The organism is Chitinophaga sp. G7 BAM 1005 (assembly GCF_057126945.1).
The window spans coordinates 2,290,499-2,309,556 of sequence record NZ_CP181478.1; the positions used below are offsets into that span (position 1 = coordinate 2,290,499).

The following is a 19,058-nucleotide window of genomic DNA, read 5'->3' on the forward strand; positions in this document are numbered from 1 at the left end:
CCACTTTATGAAAAGATATCCAATCATGCTGCTGGTATCCGTTCTTTTGCTGACCAGTTGCAAGGATCTGCTGAAACCGGAAATTGAAAATAACCTGGAGCTGAATCCGGGAAATTATAACCCCAATGATGCAGGGCTCCCGTTTGGCGTGCTGCTCAACGGGTATAACCGCATCCCCACAAATTCGTGGTCGTTTAACGATGTAGCTACAGACGATGCAGTAACAAATGATCAGAACAATACGTTCCTGAAAATGGCAAACGGTCAGTGGACCGCCAATAATAACCCGCTTGACCAGTGGAGCAATGCCTATGCCGCTATTCAATATCTTAACATCACGCTGCGTGATGTTGACACCGTGAAATGGACTGCTGATCCGGTGGTAAGCAAATTGTTTGGTATGCGGATAAAGGGAGAGGCGCATGGCTTGCGTGCCCTGTTTTATTATCACCTGTTGCAGGCGCATGCCGGCATGTCTGAAAGCGCCGCTATGCTCGGTGTACCTATCAATCTTGAAGTACAAGGGTCAAATTCCGATTTCAATAAACCCAGAAGCGATTTTGATGCCTGTATAAAGCAGATCTATAGCGACCTGGCCCAGGCAGACCAGCTACTTCCCACCGACTACGAGAACATTGCCAATGCCTCGCTTATTCCCGCAAAGTATGGTACTGTAACAAAGGAACAATATGACCGTGCCTTTGGTTCCGCTTTCCGTGGATTTCTCACCGGCCGTATTGCGAAGGCAATCCGGTCGAAAGCGGCATTGCTGGCTGCCAGCCCGGCTTTCAGCAGTGGTACTACCACCACCTGGGCAGATGCGGCAAACTATGCCGGTGAAGTAATTGCCGGGAAAGGCGGGATAAGCGCTTTATCTGCAAATGGCCTTAACTGGTATTCCAATGCTTCCGAAATTGCCGGATTAGCCGATGGGGCAAATCCTTCCGAAATACTCTGGAGAAATAACTATGGCGACAACCGCGACCTGGAGCAGGCTAACTTTCCACCGAGTTTGTTTGGCAGTGGCCGCATCAATCCAACACAGAACCTGGTAGATGCTTTCCCAATGGAAAATGGATTTCCGATTACGGATGCAGCCAGCGGTTATGATCCTGCCAATCCTTATGTGGGCCGCGATCCCAGGCTGCGGATGTTTATCCTGGTTAACGGCGGCACCGCTGGTCCCAATAATTCAGTGATCTCAACCGCGGCAGACGGGGCCACCAATGATGCGCTGAATAAAGTAGAAACTTCTACCAGGACCGGCTACTACCTGCGCAAGTTGTTACGCCAGGATGTTAACCTCAATCCTAATTCAGCCAACAATCAACGCCATTACAAACCACATATCCGGTATACCGAAATTTTTCTCAATTACGCAGAAGCTGCCAATGAAGCCTGGGGCCCAACAGGCGCCGGCGCCTTTGGCTTCTCCGCTTACGATGTGATCAAAGCTATCCGTAAGAGAGCCGGTGTAGGAACTACTAACGGAGACGCCTACCTGGAAGAAATGAAAGGCAGCAAGGAGCAGATGAGAGCGCTGATCAGGAATGAGCGGCGAATAGAACTGTGCTTCGAGGGATTTCGCTTCTGGGATCTTCGCCGTTGGAATGCAGATCTCAGCGAAACTGCCAAAGGAGTAAGCATACGTAATAACAATTACGCAGTTATTAACGTGGAAAGCCGGCAGTTCCAGCCGTTCATGATCTATGGCCCTATTCCTTATGGGGAGATGCTAAAGTTCGGGTCTTTGGAACAGAACAAAGGCTGGCGCTAACAGGGTGCTCCTGATACTTAAATAATTTTTCTTTGATTTTTGAAATTAACAAAGATGAAAAAGTTTTTAATACCCATCATGCTGCTCCTTGTTTCAGCAGCATGCAACAAAGAGGTAGTATTCCCGGACTATGAATACCAGACGGTGTATTTCGCTTACCAGTACCCGGTGCGAACCATTACTTTCGGGGAAGATGTGTTCAGTACAGAACTGGATAACCAGGGCAAATGTAAGATCATGGCCACCACCGGAGGTGTTTACTACAGCAAAAAAGACCTGCATGTTGGCATTGCGGCAGATAATTCCCTGTTGGGAAACGGGTTGCTGTTCGGCGCCGGAAAAGACGAGATCTTACCCATGCCCGCCAGCTATTATTCGTTGGCCGCAAACGAAATTGTTATCCCCGAAGGCGGTCTCACCGGGGGAGTAGAGGTGCAGCTGACAGATGCCTTTTTTAATGATCCCCAATCGATCCGCAATACCTATGTGATCCCGCTGCGTATTACCAACAAATCGGGTGCGGATTCCATATTGAGCGGGAAAGACTTTATCCTCTACGCTATCAAATATGTAAACACCTGGCACGGGAACTATCTGCGCAGGGGAAAAGATGTAGTGTCCGGAAGCGTAAATCAAACGATCGTGAGGCATAAAGAATATGTTGAATCGGATGAAGTAAATAAACTGAACACCAGATCCCGGAACGAGCTGGAATTCCCGGTAGTATATAAAGACAAAGACGGCGTTAATATTTACTGTACGCTGCTGCTTACATTCGATGATAATGGCAAATGTACCATATCCGCCGCCAATGGAAGTTTCACGGCCACAGGAAGCGGCCAGTTTGTAAAAAGAGGGGAAAAGAACAGCTGGGGTAGCAAAGACCGTGATGCACTTTATCTCAATTACCAGGTTACGTTGCCCGGTATGCAGGTGGCTACCACAGATACTTTGGTGTCAAGAGACCGGGCTGTAACAATGGAAACATTTACACCGGTAAGTAAATAATTATTCTGTCCGATATAATTAAAGTAATTGATATGAATCGACTTCATAAAATAGCTGTCAGCTTTATTACGTTTGTTGTCATTACTTCCTGTAGTAAATATAAAGCGCTTGACTTCAGCGTGGATAAGCCTGAAAGTATCGCTGCCCAGGAAGATATAGATGCTTACCCGGCGCTGAAAAGCTACATTAACCGCGTGGCTCAACCCGGGTTTAAGTTAGGCGTGGCACTCGGTTTACAGGAGTATCTTGATAAAGGAGTGATGTACCGCCTGGCCAACAGGAACTTCGATGAAATTGTTTTGGGTTATGAAATGAAACATGGCGCTGTAGTGCAGGCCGATGGCAGCTTAAACCTGGTGAAAGTAAAATTACTGCTTCAAAATGCGGCCGAATCAGGGATGCAGGTATATGGTCATACCCTGATGTGGCATGCCAATCAGAATGCCGGCTATCTGAAGGGATTGCTCAGTCCTTTGCTGGTAACGTCTCCCGCTTATCAGAACGACTTAAACCTTGCAGGGTTGAAGGACAAAAGCCTTGCCGGCTGGACCCCGGCAAATCCTGGCGCTGGCATTTCAATAGCAGATGGAGAAGGGATGGGTACCGGAAACAAAGCCATTAAGCTGGTATCAAAAGGAGGCTCGTCGGCAGCTGCGGACCTGCAGCTGGTTACTCCGAATGTGGTGGTAAACAAAACACATAAGTATGAAGTAGTGATGTATATAAAGTCAGATGCACCCGGCGAAGGAAGGATCTCTTTTGAAGGACTGAATAACAATACGCCTTCGATAGACTGGACCAAATCAGGTACGCCTGCAGCCACCTTTACCACCAGTATTTCATGGAAAGAAATCCGCTTTACGATAGATGATTTCTCAACGGATAATATTAAACTGCATTTCGACCTCGGATATAAAGCCGGCGTAACGTATTATATCGATGTCAACAATTTGTATGTATACGATACGCAAGGCGCACCGGTAGTCAACAACCTTGTTGCCAATGGTGATTTTGAATCCGGAAGCGGCTGGGGAGGCTGGGGAGGCAGCTCCTCCCGTGGCGTAACTGCCGATGGCATGGGTGTTGGCAACAAAGGCAAAGCTTTTTACGTAACCAATCCCGCAAAAGCTGCCAATTACTGGGATGTGCAAACCAGCTATGACTTTGCAGCCCCGCTGGATAACGGGGAAACTTACGAATTAAGCTTTTGGGTGAAAGGAACAGCCGGCGGCATAATCCGGCCGGAGCTGCAAAGCGCCAACTACTCCTCCGATGGATATGGCCAGGTAACGGTTACTACCGAATGGAAGCAGGTGAGTATTGCTACTACGGCAACTGCTGCCGACAGAACACGATTGATCTTCAGCTATGGCGAATTCGCCGGTACCGTTTATATCGATGATGTGGTACTGAAAAACGCCAAAGCTACAGGCGGCACTACCACGATCGTGGAAAAAACAGCCGCGGAAAAAAAGTACATCCTGACAGCCGCACTTGATAAATGGATGAATGGCATGGTGGAGGCGGGGAAATCTACGGTGAAGGCATGGGATGTTGTAAATGAACCAATGGATGATGGCAATCCTTATGAACTAAAGACAGCCGTTGGCCGGCCGAATACAGCGGCTGATGACTTCTTCTGGCAGGATTATCTGGGTAAAGACTATGCCGTAACTGCGTTTAAAATGGCCAGGCAATATGGCAACGCAACAGATATTCATTTTATCAATGACTACAATCTTGAGTACAGCCTGGACAAATGCCGCGGCCTGATTGCATATGTGAACTACATAGAAAGCAAAGGCGCCAAAGTAGATGGTATTGGCACGCAAATGCATATCAGCACCACTACCAGTAAGGAGAATATTGCCGAAATGTTTAAGCTGCTGGCTGCTACAGGTAAACTGATAAAAGTATCTGAACTGGATCTTGGCGTAGGCGTAAAAACAACAGAGGCTACAGCTGAACATTATAAAGCCCAGGCCGACATGTATAAGTACGTAATTGATAAATATTTTGAACTCATTCCTGCAAAGCAACGTTACGGCATTACCATCTGGAGTCCTTTAAACAGCGGGGCGAATTCCTTCTGGCGGCCAGGTGAGCCAATAGGACTTTGGACAGAGGCATATGTACGGAAGCTTTCCTACGCTGCAGTGGCGAAGGCGCTTGAGGCAAATGCGAAATAACAGTAAACCCCTATCCTGTTTTTGATAGCAAGTCCCCGGCCAGGTAAGCCGGGGATTTGTTTATTCACCGGTAGCACCTTTTTTAACCCGTGCTATAAATTCGGACGGGAGCATGTTGTATTTATTCTTAAATGACTTGGCGAAATAGTTAGGCGTGGAAAACCCTACCTGGTAAGCTATTTCGGCGATAGTCATGTCGCTTTTTTGCATAAGGGTCATCGCTTTTTCGAGCCGGTAGGAGCGGATGTATTCAACAGGTGTTTGGCCTGTCAGTTCCAGCAATTTATTATACAAGGAGCTTCGGCTCATTCCCACTTCTTTACTAAGGCTCTCCACGGAGAGCTGCGAATCGGTCAGCTTCTCTTCGAGGTGACAAACGATTTTGTTTAGCAATTTCTCGTCTGCCGACTCTTTCTGCACTTCCGGGGCATGTATTTTTATTTGTTTGGTATAGGTGTTTTTCAGGGTATGGTTCAAATGCAGCAGGTTCCGGATTTTCGCATGCAGTATTTCAAAATTAAACGGCTTAATGAGGTAATCGTTGGCGCCGGTTTCCAATCCTGAAATCTGTTGCGTTTCATTGGTAAGTGCGGTGAGCAATATTACCGGTATATGGCTGGTTCTTTTGTCTGATTTTAATTTTTGCAGGAGACTGATGCCATCCATTTGCGGCATGGTGATATCGCTGACAATCAGATGTGGATGCAGCGCCAGTGCCTTTTGCCAGCCATCTTTCCCGTTGATAGCTTCTATTACCTTGTAGCTGTTGCGGAGGTTGTCTTTAAGATAGAACCTGAAATCTTCATTATCTTCCACCAGTAAGATGGTTGACATTTCTGAGAAACTTTGCGCCGCGGGAGATATGCTGGATATCTCCTGGTGCTCTGGTATTCCTTGCTGCGTTTCTTCCGGGTGTGATGAAGGAGGAATATGTTGTTCGGCTATTTTTAACGGAAGTTGTATAAAGAATGCAGCACCTTGCCCGGACTCGCTTTCCACTTCGATATTTCCTCCATGCATTTTTACAAATTCCTTTGTAATGGATAACCCTATACCTGTGCCCTGGTTAAGGATAGCAGAACTGGTGTTGGTTTGGAAGAAGTGATCGAATACCTTCTCTCTTTTATCTTTGGGGATACCGATACCGGTATCTTTCACAGTGATGAGCACCCATTGCTGACCGGGATCAGCGGGCTTTTCCAATAGCTGTAATTCAACTGTTACCGCATCTTCCTCCAGGGTAAACTTGAATGCGTTTGAAAGTAGATTGAAGAGAATGCGTTCCATTTTATCGTGGTCGAAGAAAGCATACAAGGATTTTGGACCGCTGGTGAAGGTGAAGCGGATCTTTTTCCGTTCGGCAAAATCACTGAAGGAATCAGTTACTTCCTTTATGAAGGCTACGAGTTCTCCTTTTGCCAGTTGCAGCTTTAGTTCATGTTCTTCCATCTTCCTGAAGTCCAGCAGTTGATTAACGAGATTAAGCAGCCGCCTGGAATTTCGTTTGATCATGTTCAGTTTTTCAAGCCTGTTCCCGGTTTTTTCATCGGTAATTAGCTGTTCCACTGGTCCCAGGATCAATGAAATAGGGGTTCTGAAATCGTGACTGAGATTAGTGAGGAATTTAATTTTCATCCGGTCCAGCTCACGGACACGCTTTATCTCCTGTTTTTCCTGTTCTGCCAGGAACTTTTTTCTTATCCTGGTAATTCCCCGGTACCGGCTATACAATAGCAGCGCGCAGATAACGGATAAATAAAACAGGTAAGCATAAATGGTTCGCCAGAAAGGCGGCCGCACATAGATCTTTATCGTAGTATCTTTTGTATTCCATATGCCGTCGTTATTGCTTGCTTTTACATGAAAGATGTACTCTCCCGGGTCCAGGTTCGTGTAGGAGGCGGTGTTGATGGTGCCGGTATAGTTCCAGTCTTTGTCAAATCCCTCCAGTTTGTAGGCGTAGTAATTTTTCCTGGGAATCGTATAATTCAGTGCCACGAAGCTAAGGGCGAAATTCTGTTTGTATTCAAGCCGGATATCACGGGCAACTGAGATGTGATCTTTGATGGGACTGTCTTCACCAGGGATCACTGATTTATTGGATACTTTTAAGTCCGTGAGGAGAATAACAGGTACATTCCTGTTAACCGTTAACGCGGAAGGGGTAAAGTAATTAAAGCCTTCGAGTCCGCCGAACATGACATCTCCGTCAGACAACTGTAACCCGGAAGTATGTACGAAATTATTATTTTGCACCCCATTGTAATGGGTATAGTTCCGGAATTCTTTTGTGGCGAAATTAAAGCTGCTGATGCCGGTGTTCGTACTCAGCCAGAGGATGCCGGCTTTATCTTCAACAATCTGGTAAATGGTGGTGTTCTGAAGCCCGTCTTTTTCCCCGTAATTGATGAACCGCCCGGTGGTTTTGTCGAAAAGGCTCAGCCCTCCGCCATAGGTCCCCACCCACATATTTCCGCGGCTGTCGCGTAATATCACCTGTACTTTATCGCCCGACAGCTGGCTGTTGCTTTGGGTATAGATATTCCATTTGCCGGTAGCGGGTTGATACACGCCAACGCCGCCACCGTGTGAACCAATCCAGATATTTCCTGCTGCATCTTCCTCAATGGTTCTGATGTATCCATTAAACGGGAGCTTTTTTTCATCCGGTATCCCGGGTCTTGGGTGCGGACTAAACCTGGCAACCACTTCTTCATTTCTTAATATATTCACTCCCTCACCATTGGTGCCTACCCAAACATTGCCCTTGCTATCTTCCTTTATACAAAAAACATCACTGGCGTTCAGGTTATCCGGGCCGGTTCCTTTTACCAGGTGTTTGTAATTACCGTTGGCGCCGTTGGAGATAAGCAGGCCATAGGCATAAGTGCCGATGTACAGTTTTTTATTCCGCGTATACTGAAGCGCCATGATAGACACGTTATTGTTTGCCGGAAGCGGGATATTAACCGGCTGGGCTTTCCCGGTAGCGCGATTGAATCCGAACAAACCTCCGCCGTCGGTGCCAATCAGGATTTCTTCTTCGCTCTTTTCTGCAAAAGCACTTACTATCGACGATTTGCGGTTGGGTGTATGAAAGATAGTACCGGGTTTGAAATTGAAGAGGTTCAGGTTTTTATCGTATTTATCGATACCGCCGCGAAAGGTGCCAATCCAGTAAATTCCCTGCCTGTCGATATAGGTGCATCTTATGGACTGACTGGTAAGGCTGTAAATGTTTCCATTATCCGGAAGATAGCGATCAACGGCTTTTGTGCTGGTGTTAAGCACGATCAGTCCTTCCTGTGTGCCGATCCATAACTGTCTATCATCGTCGGGCTCAATACAGTTCACCTGCACATTGTTAATGAAAGCATTCCCGGTTGATGGAGTGTAGGGAGTAAACCCGGAGCCATCGGGTTGCATAACGCATAGCCCTGCGGAGGTGCCCACCCAGATCTGGCCGCTTTTATCGGCTGCGATAGCATTTACGTCGTTATCCTGGGGACTGAACTTCGCGGTATTAAATATCAGCTTTAAGCTACCTGTTGACGGGGAATACCGGTAGAGGCCAATCGTGGTACCAATCCAGATTTGCTGTTTACTATCGGCCAAAACACAGCCGAGCGTTTTGGTGGCCTCCTGGCTGTCTTTTCCCGTATCAAGTTTAATCCTGGAAATTTGCCGGGTGGCCGGGTCGAGTAGGAACAGGTTTTCGAACTGCGCTATCCATACCCTGCCTGATGTATCGCTGCAGATGTCCATGATAACCGCATTTGTGGGGAGTTCGGGGCTATTTGCGTTTACGGGAAAGTGCGTAAAAGCGTCCTTTTTGCGGTCGTACAGGCTAAGGCCGCCGTCACTGGTACCAATCCAGAGATTACCGTTTTTGTCTTCGTGGAGTGCCAATACCTCGTTTGCCCTCAGGCTGGAAGGGTCGCCGGGATTGTGCCGGTAGACGGTAAAGTTGGTACCGTCAAATTTGTTCAGACCGTCGTCGGTAGCAAACCACATAAGGCCGTAGTGGTCTTTGATGATGTGGTTCACCGCATTGGATACCAATCCATCTTTTGCGGCCAGTGAAGTAAAATTTATCTTCTTTGTTTGAGCCCAACCTATCTGAACCAGGAATAGTAAGAAACAGAGAAACGTGAATTTATATGTAGACATATTTGGCAGTCGTTAAAAACAAGATGTTGGTTGAATCTTTCGTACATGGAACTTTGCCGGAACTATTTCATCTCCCAATTTAAGTATTGTAATGCAATCTTAAAAGTGTTCCTGGTGTTATATATGCGTTGTCCCTATCCCTTGAGCGTTTCTTCCACTAAAAATGATTGTCTGTAAGACAATTGTGCTATCAATTTCAACAAATGAGCTATTGGCTGAAAGGGAGTCCGGGTATTTTTGTTTTGTTGTATTTTAAATGTAAGTGACGAAATGTCTAGTGTAGACAAAACGGCAGAAGATGATAGTATAATTTTTTGAAGATGCTTAAAGATCTAACCACGAAAGGTTTGAAAGAATTCCTCGTTATGGCCCTCTTGTTTATTGGTACTTCTCTTCAGGCGCAGCAGTCTGATAATGGAGATGGGACCTTTACCAATCCGATCATTTGGGCTGATTTTCCGGATAATGATGTTATCCGTGTTGGAGACACTTATTACATGGTAACCACCACGATGTATTTTTTCCCGGGTGTTCCTGTTCTTAAATCAACGGACCTGGTGAACTGGGAGTATGCTTCCAATGCGGTGCAGCAGTTTAAACAACATCCTTTCTATGATTTAAATGGCGGTAACCGGTATGGGAAAGGCCAGTGGGCCAGTAGTATCCGTTATCACAATGGAAAATTCCATATCCTTTTCCTTACCCTGAATGAAGGCGGCTTTTTATGTACCGCCACAAAAGCCGAAGGGCCCTGGGAAATACGAAAGCTGCCGAGGCCGTATTACGATGCAGGGCTCTTTTTTGATGACGACGGGCGCACCTATGTGGCGCATGGATTCTCTAAGATATCGGTAACAGAAGTGGACTCCAATCTCGCTCCCATCGGCAGAGATAGCGTGGTGTTTGACAAAGTGCAACGGCCCGGGCTGGAGGGAGCTCATGTTTACAAGATAAACGGGTACTACTACATTTACGCTACTTATGGCGGTGGGGATGGTTATCAGTGCTGCTTACGGTCAAAAAACATCTATGGCCCCTATGAAGAGAAAATTGTATTGAAAGATGATATGAACCTTCATGGCAGGGGCGTTCACCAGGGAGCATTGATTGAAACACAAAAAGGAGAATGGTGGAGTGTTATTTTCCAGGACAGGGGAGGCGTAGGGAGAGTGCCCACGTTGCAGCCGGTTCAATGGATAGATGGCTGGCCAATGGTAGGAAAAGATGGCCGTGCAGTAGTTACCCACGCCAAACCCAATACAGGTGTAGTTTCGCCCGTGCATGTTCTCCCCACCAGCGACGAATTTAATGCCGGTAAGTTAGCCATTCAGTGGGCCTGGAATCATAATCCAAACGACAGCGCCTGGTCGCTCACTAAACGAAAAGGCCATCTGCGGCTAATTACCAGCGGTATTGCCGGTGATCTTCCCCAGGCAAGAAATGCTTTAACGCAACGGATGTTTGGTCCGTTTTCCGATGCCACCACGGAGCTGGAGGTGAGCCGGATGCAGGTGGGAGATATCGCAGGTCTTGCTGTATTGCAGATCCCTCACGCCTTAATAGGGGTTAGCGCTGCAGAAGATGCAAAGTTTATAGTAATGAAGCATGCCGGGAAAACCATTGACAGCATTGCTTTAGGGAAAAGGAACCGGATCTTCTTAAAAGCGTCTGTAAACACAATTAAAGACCAGGCTCATTTCTATTATAGTTTTGATAACCGCGCCTTTATTCCTCTCGGGGACACGCTGAACATGAAATTTGACCTGAAGATGTTTACAGGAAACAGGTTTGTGCTGTTTAATTATGCCACCGTCCGGCCAGGCGGTTATGTTGATTTTAACTGGTTCCGGATGAATACCCGCCAGGGTCCCCCCAATCTCTTTAAAGCTTCTTCATTGGTTCAGGCAGAAATGTATGATGACATACACCTGGCACATGTAGCTGCCAGCAAGGATTTGAGCCATCCCGGCGATCAGGATATCGCCCATTTAGCCGATGGCGCCTGGATCAGGTTTAACCAGGTAGATTTTGAGAATGGGTATCAATATCTCCTGTTGCGGATGGCTCCCGGGCAGGGGCGTGTTGTGGTGTATGCTGATAAAGATACATTGAACCCCTATGCGTCTGTAACGCTGCCTGCTGCGTTGACTAAGGAATACACCACCATTAGTATCCCTGTTAAAAAACTCACGGGAAAACATCAGCTGACATTTAAGTTTACCGGGGGAGCAACGGGCGTTAACTGGTTTTCTTTTACCAATAAGATCTCCGGAAGAAAGGAGCATGCAGGTTTATAAGCTACTTATTATTCATCTAAACTAAAGAATATGTATAGAATATCGTTCAAGTACCTGTTGTCAGCGGGCGTTGTTTTTTATATGGCTGCCTGTAGCCCGCCCAATGCCGGACGCGTGGTCACTGAAGGAACTGCCGGTAAATATGCATCCCAGCCGCTGGTGTCTCATATCTATACTGCCGATCCTTCTGCCCATTATTTTAACGGCAAAATATTTATCTATCCCTCTCACGATACTGCTACCAAAACCACAGAGAATGATAATGGCGATCATTTCAGGATGGCCGATTATCATATCCTTTCTATGGATTCCATCGGGGGCAAGGTAACAGATCATGGTGTTGCTTTGCGGGTGGAAGATGTGCCCTGGGCTTCACAACAGTTGTGGGCGCCGGATGCCGCTTTTTCACAGGGTACTTACTATCTCTATTTCCCTGCAAAAGATAAACAGGGGCTTTTTAAAATAGGGGTGGCTACCTCTCAGCAGCCAGCGGGTCCGTTTACAGCAGAAAAAGATCCGGTTAATGGAACCTATAGTATTGATCCAAGTGTATTCAGGGATGATGATGGTTCGTTTTATTTATACTTCGGAGGTATCTGGGGCGGGCAATTGCAAAACTGGAACAACAACCGGTATGATTCTTCCGCGAAGCTGCGCGATAAAAATGAGGTAGCCATTCTTCCCCGTGTGGCAAAGCTTTCCCCGGGAATGAAAAGCCTGGAGAGTGATCCGGTAGAAGTGAGCATAACGGACAGCAGTGGTCGCCTGTTCCTGGAAAAAGACAACGACAAACGTTTTTTTGAAGCTGCCTGGATGCATAAGTACAAAGGCAAATACTATTTCTCCTATTCAACAGGCGATACCCATAATATTGTGTATGCGATCGGGGATAGTCCGTACGGGCCGTTTAAATACCAGGGGGTAATACTGAAGCCTGTTGACGGCTGGACGAATCACCACTCCATTGTTCAGATCGGCGATAAATGGTATTTGTTTTACCATGATACGCAGCTGTCGGGCAAAACGCATTTGAGGAATGTGAAGGTAACAGAGCTGAAGTACAATAGTGACGGTACTATTCAGCCTTTGAGCGCATTTAAATAACACCGGGATCATCATTTAATGAAACAATCTTCATATGAAATATACCAGCTATGCCGCCATTACCCTGATCGTTATCTCGGTAAGTTTTTGCTGCTTCGCCTACCGTACACACCAGGCTGCTGTTCCTGAAACGGCGGGACTAAAAGATTACTACAAAGATTATTTTCCCATAGGCGCGGCTGTTTCGGCCCGTGCCCTGCGAACAGATGAAGCAGGTTTACTTGTCCGCCAGTTTAATAGTCTCACGCCCGAAAATGCCATGAAAATGAGCGTTATCCATCCTGAGGAGCAACGCTATAACTGGAGGGATGCCGACTCCATTGCGGCCTTTGCCCGTGGAAACGGGATGAAGTTACGGGGGCATACCTTAGTATGGCATAAGCAGGTCGCCGAGTGGATTTTTAAGGATACCAACGGGCAACAGGTATCTAAAGAAATATTGCTGCAGCGGTTGAAGGATCATATTACTACCCTTGTAAAAAGATACAAAGGCACGGTGTATGCATGGGATGTTGTGAATGAGGCGATCAGTGACCATAAAGACGAATTTTACCGGAACTCCGCATGGTACCGGATCTGTGGCGAAGAATTTATTGAGAAGGCATTTCAGTGGGCGCATGAAGCAGATCCGGAGGCATTGTTGTTTTACAACGACTACAATGAAATTAACCCGGTAAAGCGGAAAAAAATAATACAACTCGTGAATGGCCTGAGGAGCAAAGGTGTGCCTGTTCATGGTGTTGGCCTGCAGGGCCACTGGGCAATAAATGAGCCTTCAAAAGCGCAGCTGGAAAAAACATTTGAAGATTTCCTCCCCCTGGGTCTGAAATTACAGATTACAGAATTCGATATCTCCGTTTATCCGAAAGAGCATGAGATGCGGGAAAGACAAGCCGACGACAGCGCATCCGTTTTCACTGCTGCCAAAGAACAACAGCAGATCGGGCAATTCAGTATGTGTTTTGATATTTTCCGGAAGTATAGTAATGTATTGACCGGCGTAACATTCTGGAATATATCTGACAGATACAGCTGGCTTGATAATTTCCCTGTACGTGGCCGGAAAGACTATCCACTTTTATTCGACAAGGATCTGCAGCCCAAGAAAGCGTTTTGGTCTGTTGTCCGGTTCTAGCGATCGGTCTTGCTTTATTGCGGGGCCGGCCGGTTTCCGTATGCGGTTATTGAGCTGCTTGCATGTGATACCTGACACCTAAGCAGGGTTTTTAGTACCCCTGTTATACGCAGACCCGGATTATACCCGGTGATAAAACAACTATAAGCCATATATAAGCCGTATCTGATAGATATGGCTTATATATGGCTTATCTATGGGTTATATATGAGTTATCTATGGGTTATCTCTAAATGGCTTATGCCTGGGTTTGGTATTCAAACTGGCCAGTTACAGGTGGGGGTATTTATAGCTAACGTTAGCCCGCTGATATACCAAAAACCTGGTTACAGTAGACCGGCTCAACCGTATCATCTTAACCCGGTTAGTTTATCTTTCTCTTCTTACCGGTTGCTTTCTTAATATTCAGTTCACATCATCTCTCTATGTTTGTCTACGGATATGGAAAAGCTATCAGATCACAGGTTGCTCTTATTGATTCAGAAGGGAAATCATGCTGCTTTCACTATGCTGGTCAGGCGGTACTGGGAGTGTATTTATGACTATACAAGGTCCAGGATAAAGCAGCGGGTAGATGCACAGGATATTGTACAGGATATTTTCGTTGGTTGCTGGAGTAACCGCGAAAAGTTGTATGTCGGAGAAAATGGCCGTTTTAGCAGCTACCTTTATCAGGCAGCCAGGTATGCTATAATAGATTACTTTTCAAAACCAGGTACTACTATTTATAATGATATACTGCTGGAATCGGCCACAGACCAGCAAATGGAGAGTAATTCCGAGACGCGGCTGTATATGAAAGAACTGGAACTTCACCTGCGCCAGGAAGTAGAGCAGTTACCCGATCGCCTTAAAATGCCTTACCTGCTTAGCCGGGAGGGAAATCTCAGTATGAAAGATATTGCAGGGAAATTGTCGCTTTCAGAGCAAACGGTAAAGAATAATATTACGCTTGCGCTTCGGATTCTGCGTAAGCGCCTGCACGAAAATGAGCATTACCTGGGCTGCATGATGGTGCTGCTGGCCATGCCATCTTATACCGACTTAATAATTCCATAACATACTTTTGCGGTACCTGCATATGCCCGGGGAGATTATACTCTCTGTATGGAGCATCAACAACAGCAAAGTAATGATATAAAGGCGCTGCTGAAGCGTTACCTGGAGGGTACTGCATCTCCCGCAGAAAAAGAACGCGTGGCTTACTGGTATAGTACGCTCAACGACCAGTCGTTAGTATCCCTGTCGCCCGCGGAGCGGGATGCGCTCGGGCAAACAATCCTTCTTAACATACAGCAGAAAACGATAGTCCCGCCAGGAGGGGTAAAAAGAAAATGGATTTCATATGCCGCCGCGGCATTGTTGCTGTTGGCCGGTACCGGAGGTTTTATGTATGCCAGGTACCATCGTGCAGCGCCGTTGATGTTTGTTCATACGGAAGTTGGAAGTACCAGGCAGGTTGTATTACCCGATAGCAGTACCGTAGTGATGAATGCCGGCAGTACGCTGGAAATCCCTGCCGGATTTGGACGTCATGAAAGAAACGTTACACTCACGGGGGAAGCCTATTTTGATATCCGGCCAGATCCGGCGCATCCTTTCAGGGTGCATCATGGAAAATTAACCACTACCGTGCTGGGAACAGCGTTTAATGTACGCGCTTACCCCGGGGATGAAAATGCCAGAGTGGCCGTAGTTAGCGGCAGGGTACAGGTGGAAATAAAGGAAACGGCTATACGTCGTTTTTTCCTGGAACACCATGAATCGCTTCAATATGACATCCCGGGTGGCATTGCGTTGAAAGGACGGGAAGATACCGCCCGGATAGGACAGTGGCAAAGGAAGGTCCTGGATTTTAATGGGTATACCCTGGCGGGAATGGTAGCCGAGCTGCAACGTCAATATCCTGTTGCTATACAACTAAATACTACACCGTACGATACCACACATTACAACATCATTTTCCGCCAGGAGAAAATTGATAACATTCTGAAAGTACTCGCCGGTCTTACCGGCATCACTTATAAAGATGAGAAAGGAAAAATAATCATTTACAGCAAAACCTATGCAAAGTAACATGTAATAAAAAACCGGAAGTGCTACCAACACCTCCGGTCTGCACCTGTGCCGGTAAGGGCACAGCATTTTTAACAGCTTAAGTAACATTAAAAACAGTACAAAAATGAGAAAAATTTACACTGGTTGCATCAAACCGGTCAAAACTCTTTTTTCTTTAAAAATGAGATTAGCATTTTTTTTCGCATTTCTTTCCACTTCTATGGCCTCGGCCACTAACATAGAAGGGCAGACGATGGAAAAGATCCGGGTAGATATCAACGCGAGGAATCTACCGATGAAAAAGGTATTGCAGATGGTAGAGCAACAATCTGCTCTCACAATCGGCTATGACCTTAGTATTATTCCTGCCGACAGTAAGATCACCTACATGGCTTCGGGCAAAACAGTAGCAATGGTACTGAAGGAGTTGTTAAGCGCTTTCGCGGTTGACATTGTGGCGGTGAACGATAAATACCTGTTGATACAATCCAATGGGCAGCAGCAAGCCGTAAGGATTACCGGCCGGGTAACAGACAATACCACCGGGGAACCATTGCCGGATGTAAGTATCAGTATCAAGGGAAGTTCTTCCGGCACACAGTCGGATGTGGATGGCCGTTTTTCACTGGGCTTTCCTGCCAATAAAGAAGAAGCGACCCTGGTAGTGTATTTCCTGGGCTTTAAAAAGAAGGAGCTGGTGCTGAAAAAAGCAAACAGCAGTGGCCTCAATATTCAACTGGAAGAAGACAGGCTGGGACTTGATGAAGTGGTGGTAACCGGGCAGGGAGTGGATATCGCCAAACGCCGCCTGTCGTCCAATATAGTCAGCATCGGCGCCCGCGATATTGCAGATGTGCCGGTGTCCCGTTTGGACCAGCTGTTGCAATCCCGCCTGCCTAATGCGCAGATAAAGCTCACAGGTGGCCAGGCAGGCGCTACTTCCCTTATCCGCGCAAGAGGCGTTAACTCCGCTTTTGTAAACTCTACGCCAATAATTTATGTGGATGGGGTAAGGATGGATAACCTCAATACAGCATCGGCGCTTGGCGGCGGAAGCACGCAGGGGGCGGCCATCAGCGCTATAGCGGATATCCCTATGGATAATATCGATAAGATAGAGTATATCAATGGAGGGGCCGCTACTACGATGTATGGTTCTGATGCTGCCAATGGCGTTATCCAGATCTTTACCAAAAAAGGAGGCGCCGGTACCGCTTCCATTAATGCGGAAACCCAAATGGGCGTGGAAACGCCAACGGCAGATTTCCTGCGGTTCAAACGCACAAAGGAATTGCTGATGCAAAATGGATTCTACCAGAAGCATCATCTTGGCATCAATGGTGGCCAGGATAAATTTGGCTACAGCTTCTCCGGTAACTATCTCAACTCCCAGGGTACAGAGATATTTAACCAGAACAGGAACCGTAAAATTGATTTCAGCACCGGGTTCAGGGCAGGATTGGGAGAGAAGGTGACATACGAAAGTTCATTCACCTTTGTAAACAACAAATATAAACGCAACCGCAATGGTAACCAGGGAGGCTATACAGGGCTCTGGTTCACAGAAAGCGGTGCTTCTGCTATTACCGGCCCTAAGTTTAATCCCGATATAGATAACCTGTCTGATGATGATTTTCAGAAGATGAAAGCTTATGTACGGGAAGCAGAGCGGCTTCAGGATAACGATATTACGGTGAACAGGTTTCAAACTTCCCAGTCGTTCAAATACCGCCCGCTGAAGAACCTGGTGTTTAAAGCTACCGGTGGTATCGATTACCGGGTGCAGAAGAACCAGGTGATCACCACCAACCAGTACCTGTCATTTACTACCGGCAACCCGGTTAAAGACCAGGGAAGCATCACTAATAATGATCGTAAGTACCTCGGCATAACGCTCGAACTGAACGGACAACATGAATGGAAAACCGGGCAGTTTTCATTTGTTACAACAGCAGGAACGCAGTTCTTTCGTAATGAAGACCAGCAGATCGCTTATAATGGCGCCAACATCCGGGATGGAGCCAGGAATATTAAGGATGCTGCCTCTAAAACGAGCGACGAATTTTACCTGGAAGTAGTGAACTATGGTATTTATCTGCAGGAAAATATCGGGTTTAAAAACAAACTGTTTATTGACCTGGGGATCCGCGGTGATGGTAACCCAGCTTTTGGCCGTAACATAGGCATACAGTATTATCCCAAAGTTGGATTTTCCTATGTGCCAAGTGCAGAGCCGTGGTTTGCGGGTATGACACAGGTAATCTCTTCCGCTAAAATTCGCGGCGGATATGGTATTGCAGGTAACCTGCCTACTGCTTTTGCCAATGAAAGAACCATTGCGTTTCAGGGTTATAACAGCGACCAGGCCGCGTTCTTTGGTCAACCAGGCAACGACAATCTGAAACCTGAAAAAACACATACGCTGGAAGCCGGAATGGATCTGGGTTTTATAAAAGACCGTTTATTGGTTTCTGCCGGTTATTACAATGCGAAAACGCATGATGCACTCTTTTATGTGCCGCCAACGCCTTCTACCGGTCAATCGATGTCGCAGTTATATAACGTTGGAAGAATATTGAACCGTGGATGGGAGTTGAGTATTACCGCCATCCCGGTAGAGACAAAGAATTTTTCACTGCGCCTGAATGCCTCGCTGAACACGTTATATAATAATGTAGAAAGTTCAGGCGGCGTGGCTCCTTTTAATATTAATGGTTTCAGCGCAAGAACCATACAAACGGTTGTACAGGAAGGTTTTCCCGTTGGTTTCCTGAGAGGGAACGTTGGCGTGTTCGGCGCAGACGGTGTATTGCAGTCGACTACCGCACAGCAAAATCTTGGCACCACAATTCCTGACTTATTCGGAAGCCTCGGCCTGAACCTGCGTTACAAACAGTTTACTTTTTTTGCTAACGGCGATTATCAGAAGGGCGCCTATGCCAACTCTTTCGACCGCCAGTTCAGGTTCAACTATGGTGCAGATAATGAAGGAATACCTCAGGGAGAGATAGACAAGAACAAGCGTACCAACTGGTTGAATTTTACCAACATGTTTACCGAGAAAACAGACTATATCAAAATCCGCCTGATTGGCGGCACCTATACCTGGAAGCCGGCCATGTTCAACCGGGTGATTAAATCCGCAACCGTGGGTTTCTCCGCCGTAAATCCACTGAATTTTGCTGCTTCTTCATTTGATCCTGAAGCAACCATCAGCGGCAGTGCGCAGGGGCAGGGAGGCGCTACTACAGGTGGTATTTCCTATGCCACCTATTCTGCACCAAGACAATTCTTAGGCACTTTACGTTTAAATTTCTAAA

At 46.7% G+C, this 19,058-nt stretch carries 10 protein-coding genes; 9 read left to right on the forward strand and 1 reads right to left on the reverse strand.

Annotated elements, in window-relative coordinates:
• Positions 1–7 precede the first annotated feature (7 nt).
• The 3 genes from ACMXI2_RS09185 to ACMXI2_RS09195 are packed head-to-tail and all read left to right on the forward strand — an operon-like array spanning position 8 to position 4,974.
• The gene (locus ACMXI2_RS09185) at positions 8–1,777 is read left to right on the forward strand and encodes a RagB/SusD family nutrient uptake outer membrane protein (RefSeq protein ID WP_483781392.1); all 1,770 of its coding nucleotides are present in this window, start codon (positions 8–10) and stop codon (positions 1,775–1,777) included.
• Between the two features lie 54 nt (positions 1,778–1,831).
• The gene (locus ACMXI2_RS09190) at positions 1,832–2,785 is read left to right on the forward strand and encodes a DUF5627 domain-containing protein (RefSeq protein WP_483781393.1); all 954 of its coding nucleotides are present in this window, start codon (positions 1,832–1,834) and stop codon (positions 2,783–2,785) included.
• A gap of 32 nt (positions 2,786–2,817) precedes the next feature.
• Entirely contained in the window at positions 2,818–4,974 is a 2,157-nt protein-coding gene (locus ACMXI2_RS09195; RefSeq protein ID WP_483781394.1) for an endo-1,4-beta-xylanase, read from the forward strand.
• 60 nt (positions 4,975–5,034) lie between these two features.
• On the opposite strand, the gene ACMXI2_RS09200 is transcribed toward ACMXI2_RS09195, so the two are convergent.
• Positions 5,035–9,144 (reverse strand): hybrid sensor histidine kinase/response regulator transcription factor, encoded by a 4,110-nt coding sequence (locus ACMXI2_RS09200; RefSeq protein ID WP_483781395.1) that lies wholly within the window; start codon positions 9,142–9,144, stop codon positions 5,035–5,037.
• Positions 9,145–9,464: 320 nt separating this feature from the next.
• On the opposite strand from ACMXI2_RS09200, the gene ACMXI2_RS09205 reads away from it, so the two are divergent.
• The 6 genes from ACMXI2_RS09205 to ACMXI2_RS09230 all read left to right on the forward strand — a co-directional run bounded on the left by ACMXI2_RS09205 (position 9,465) and on the right by ACMXI2_RS09230 (position 19,057).
• Positions 9,465–11,441, forward strand: a complete 1,977-nt coding sequence (locus ACMXI2_RS09205) for a family 43 glycosylhydrolase (RefSeq protein ID WP_483781396.1) — start codon at positions 9,465–9,467, stop codon at positions 11,439–11,441.
• A gap of 30 nt (positions 11,442–11,471) precedes the next feature.
• Entirely contained in the window at positions 11,472–12,545 is a 1,074-nt protein-coding gene (locus ACMXI2_RS09210; protein WP_483781397.1) for a glycoside hydrolase family 43 protein, read from the forward strand.
• A gap of 34 nt (positions 12,546–12,579) precedes the next feature.
• Positions 12,580–13,680 (forward strand): endo-1,4-beta-xylanase, encoded by a 1,101-nt coding sequence (locus ACMXI2_RS09215; protein ID WP_483781398.1) that lies wholly within the window; start codon positions 12,580–12,582, stop codon positions 13,678–13,680.
• 441 nt (positions 13,681–14,121) lie between these two features.
• On the forward strand, positions 14,122–14,739 hold the full coding sequence (locus ACMXI2_RS09220) for an RNA polymerase sigma factor (protein WP_483781399.1): 618 nt from the start codon (positions 14,122–14,124) through the stop codon (positions 14,737–14,739).
• A gap of 48 nt (positions 14,740–14,787) precedes the next feature.
• On the forward strand, positions 14,788–15,756 hold the full coding sequence (locus ACMXI2_RS09225; RefSeq protein WP_483781400.1) for a FecR family protein: 969 nt from the start codon (positions 14,788–14,790) through the stop codon (positions 15,754–15,756).
• A 163-nt stretch (positions 15,757–15,919) separates the two neighbouring features.
• Positions 15,920–19,057: a TonB-dependent receptor domain-containing protein gene (locus ACMXI2_RS09230; RefSeq protein WP_483781401.1), complete on the forward strand. Its 3,138-nt coding sequence runs from the start codon at positions 15,920–15,922 to the stop codon at positions 19,055–19,057.
• Position 19,058 lies beyond the last annotated feature (1 nt).

Bases quoted from the DNA above. Each gene is read 5' to 3' on its own strand.
- ACMXI2_RS09185 (WP_483781392.1), top strand. From the start codon at position 8: ATGAAAAGATATCCAATCATGCTGCTGGTATCCGTTCTTTTGCTGACC.
- ACMXI2_RS09190 (WP_483781393.1), top strand. From the start codon at position 1,832: ATGAAAAAGTTTTTAATACCCATCATGCTGCTCCTTGTTTCAGCAGCA.
- ACMXI2_RS09195 (WP_483781394.1), top strand. From the start codon at position 2,818: ATGAATCGACTTCATAAAATAGCTGTCAGCTTTATTACGTTTGTTGTC.
- ACMXI2_RS09200 (WP_483781395.1), bottom strand. From the start codon at position 9,144: ATGTCTACATATAAATTCACGTTTCTCTGTTTCTTACTATTCCTGGTT.
- ACMXI2_RS09205 (WP_483781396.1), top strand. From the start codon at position 9,465: ATGCTTAAAGATCTAACCACGAAAGGTTTGAAAGAATTCCTCGTTATG.
- ACMXI2_RS09210 (WP_483781397.1), top strand. From the start codon at position 11,472: ATGTATAGAATATCGTTCAAGTACCTGTTGTCAGCGGGCGTTGTTTTT.
- ACMXI2_RS09215 (WP_483781398.1), top strand. From the start codon at position 12,580: ATGAAATATACCAGCTATGCCGCCATTACCCTGATCGTTATCTCGGTA.
- ACMXI2_RS09220 (WP_483781399.1), top strand. From the start codon at position 14,122: ATGGAAAAGCTATCAGATCACAGGTTGCTCTTATTGATTCAGAAGGGA.
- ACMXI2_RS09225 (WP_483781400.1), top strand. From the start codon at position 14,788: ATGGAGCATCAACAACAGCAAAGTAATGATATAAAGGCGCTGCTGAAG.
- ACMXI2_RS09230 (WP_483781401.1), top strand. From the start codon at position 15,920: ATGAGATTAGCATTTTTTTTCGCATTTCTTTCCACTTCTATGGCCTCG.